Here is a 3,098-nt window from a genome sequence, read left to right on the forward strand (position 1 = left end):
ATATTTAATCTATATCGTACGTGCCACGGTCTTCGGCAACCATAGAATCAGTAGGCTTACGCGCATAAGATACTATTTTAGAAAGAGATGATTCCTTTGTAAATTTTATTTCCTTCCTGCTCAGAACAGACTCTATAGATTCTGCAAGTGCAGCCTTTTCCTTTATCGGTTTACCTGAATAATGGTACATTAGATATCTTGTATCAATCACAATTCCTTGGATTCGTTCATAGTATTTTTTGTTGCGTCTCCAGTCGCCAATTGCCTCACCAATGTTTCCAACAAAAGACGTCAGACTAAAATAGTTCTTTGCCATATTGTACGGCATGATGAAAGCATTAAATAGAGATTTCGCATCTACATTCTTATTCTTTTCCAAATATTCGCCATATGTAATTTGCTTATTGATTGACGAACCGTTAGGCAGATGGTCAGGAATCCCAGTCAAACCGTATTTATAGTACTTAGCGTCAAGAACGTAATATTTATCGTTATATATCATGATTGTATCCGGTATCAAAGGCCTCTTTTCTTTGTATTTGCCGTAGTCAAGCAACCATCTTGAACGAGGAAAATATTTATTTTTGTCCTTCTCTCCAAATGCTCGATCAATTAATTTTTCCCACACGTGATCAAAGTCATCTGTACCAAAGTAGAATTGCTTATCGGAAGTCTTCTCATACATATACTCAAGCATGTCATTCATGCTACGAAATAAGGATTTCTTTCTATCGTCATTTGTAGTAGCAAGCTTGTTTTGGACAATTCTTATTGACGTCTTAATATCCGGATGTGACCCTGATTCCTCTGGCATATAGGGAACATACAGCCATCCAAGTCTCTTAAACGCTTCATACACACAGAATCTATTAATCTGCGTTATTTCTTTCGTGTCATTTGGAGTTGAAGATCGAACTTCAAACTGTGTAAATACAAAAGAACTCACACCATTTCTGCTTTGAACAAGAGGCATTTGCTTTCGTGCAGTTCTTGCCCAATCCTGCTTACCAGTTGAAGCAGTAGTATATACTTGCTCTTTCTCAACATAATAGGCGCCACCAATTGAAAAATAATATTCTATAACATTTTTATACGCATTGATAGGGAAGCCTACTAATTGTGGTGCTGTAAACTTATTAATTGCCAATAATCTGTCATCTTTTGTTGTAAATTCAGATAACACTTGTATTAAATGCTTTATGTCTGTTCTGATTTCAGCATCGGTTTTTGGCAACTCATATCCGATTGGAAAATAGACCATAGCATTATCAGAATCAGCTTTGATACCAACAAAACGATCACCATCTTCATTTGTGTTAACATGGCAGTGTTTTTTAATATCAAATTCCTTGATTGAATTTGATGCTGAGTCTAAATCCATATAAATCACCGACTTAATCTTCTTCTACATTAGCAAATGCATCCCTGACATTATCTTTAAACACCTTAAAGCGCTCAGTACCATTGGCATACATAAAAGCATGTATTATTTGTTCAAGACTTTGATATTTATCAACATCAAAAATAATTTCACGGTTGAATTTAAATGCATCATCCCAAAGATATTTTATTACCTTTTCAGGGAACTTCCTATTTTGTCGCATTGCATCACGAATCACTGCAATTCTGGACTTCTCATCATCTGTAAGGGAACCACTGGTTTCTTTCATACGAAGAGCATCGTATTCTTTCAGATCTCCCATAGTGTCATCGTATTTAAGGTCATGAACATGAACAAAGTATGCTCCAAGTCTCTTATCCTCCGCAGAAGTCATCCTTGCACTATTCCCAACAACAATCTTATTGATTTCAACACAGAAATTTTTCCATGTTATTCCAGTGTCAAGGATTTCTGCATCAGCAAGCGAACTGTCAACACTGGCAAAATCGTTCTCGATAAGACGCATATCCCATCTGCGCTGAAAAGCTGTATCTAACGTGAAAACATTTTGATCTGATGTGTTCATCGTACCTATGATGGAAAGGTTTGAAGGAATACGAACCTTTTCTGTTTTTCTATCCTTGCCGTACATCTCCTCAGCAATATTCATATTTGTAATACCGTACTCACTTGTACCGATGGGATATCCGTTGTCATCAATATCACGAATTTCTACTTTACGGTCAAGCAACTGGAACACTTCTCCGAAGATAGCAGGAGCGTTACCACGATTAATTTCCTCAATAATAAGGATGTACTCCTTGCTCGGATTGTTATATGACTCGCGAAGGATATTCGTAAAAGGTCCAGGAGTAAACTTATAACTTACCTGTCCATCATCTGAAACTGCTGGAAGAATCTGTCCAATGAAATCTGAATAAGTGTAGTCAGGATGAAATACAAGTCTTTCTACAACACTTCCAGGTTTGCAATATTCATGCTCAATAGTCCAACTCTTACCAGAACCCGGAACACCATATAGAAGAATATTACGCCCACTTACAACGCGATTATTTTCAAGCGAATCTTGTCTATCGGTCTCTTTATCTATATTTACATCCTTGGAGCCTATTATTTTTGTGGCTGATAGCTGCAGAAAGGTTTCTACCCTTTTTTGATATTCCTCTAGATTATTAAACTGACCTTTTAATATCTGAACATCTCCATTATGGCACTCAAGGTATGGGTTTAGTCCATCCGAAAGCAGAGATTTAAGTATTCTTAAAGAACCTTTAGCTTCTTCATCTCCATTTAAATCTACATTATTTTTAGTTTGCATTAGTTTCTTATACACGTCGTTTTGATTAAAAATAACATCATTAGTACCATCAACTAATTTAAAGATTGCGCCTTCAGATATTGCAGTTAACAAGCGACTCAATCGAGTCTCTATCTGCTTATCATAATTAATATCAACACCAATCCACAAAATCAAAATACGTACATAAGCATCCCAATCATTGTCAATTAGAGTATCGATAATGTCAGCATTAACCGTATAGATTAATTTTTTGGGATACCTTATTCCACCTGTCCTTTCTGCACTAGCAGTTTTATCTTCATCAATAAAGCTGATTTTTGCTAACTTCCAAATTAGCTCAAAGGCTACTATTAGCGATTCCATTTGAGACTTAAATAGTGAATTATTATTTATAGC

General features: G+C 36.0%; 2 protein-coding genes. Both read right to left on the reverse strand.

Annotation, left to right across the window (positions count from 1 at the left end):
* Positions 1 to 4 precede the first annotated feature (4 nt).
* A complete protein-coding gene (locus A5295_RS04420) occupies positions 5 to 1,381 on the reverse strand; it encodes an LlaJI family restriction endonuclease (RefSeq protein ID WP_064621851.1) in 1,377 nt (458 codons plus the stop codon).
* Positions 1,382 to 1,394: 13 nt separating this feature from the next.
* The coding region (locus A5295_RS04425; protein WP_064621853.1) for an AAA family ATPase at positions 1,395 to 3,098 on the reverse strand (1,704 nt) is incomplete at its 5' end.

The organism is Gardnerella sp. 26-12 (assembly GCF_001660745.1).
Classification (GTDB): Bacteria; Actinomycetota; Actinomycetes; order Actinomycetales; family Bifidobacteriaceae; genus Bifidobacterium; species Bifidobacterium swidsinskii.

Coding starts and splice junctions, on each gene's coding strand:
- A5295_RS04420 (WP_064621851.1), bottom strand. CDS start 1,381: ATGGATTTAGACTCAGCATCAAATTCAATCAAGGAATTTGATATTAAA.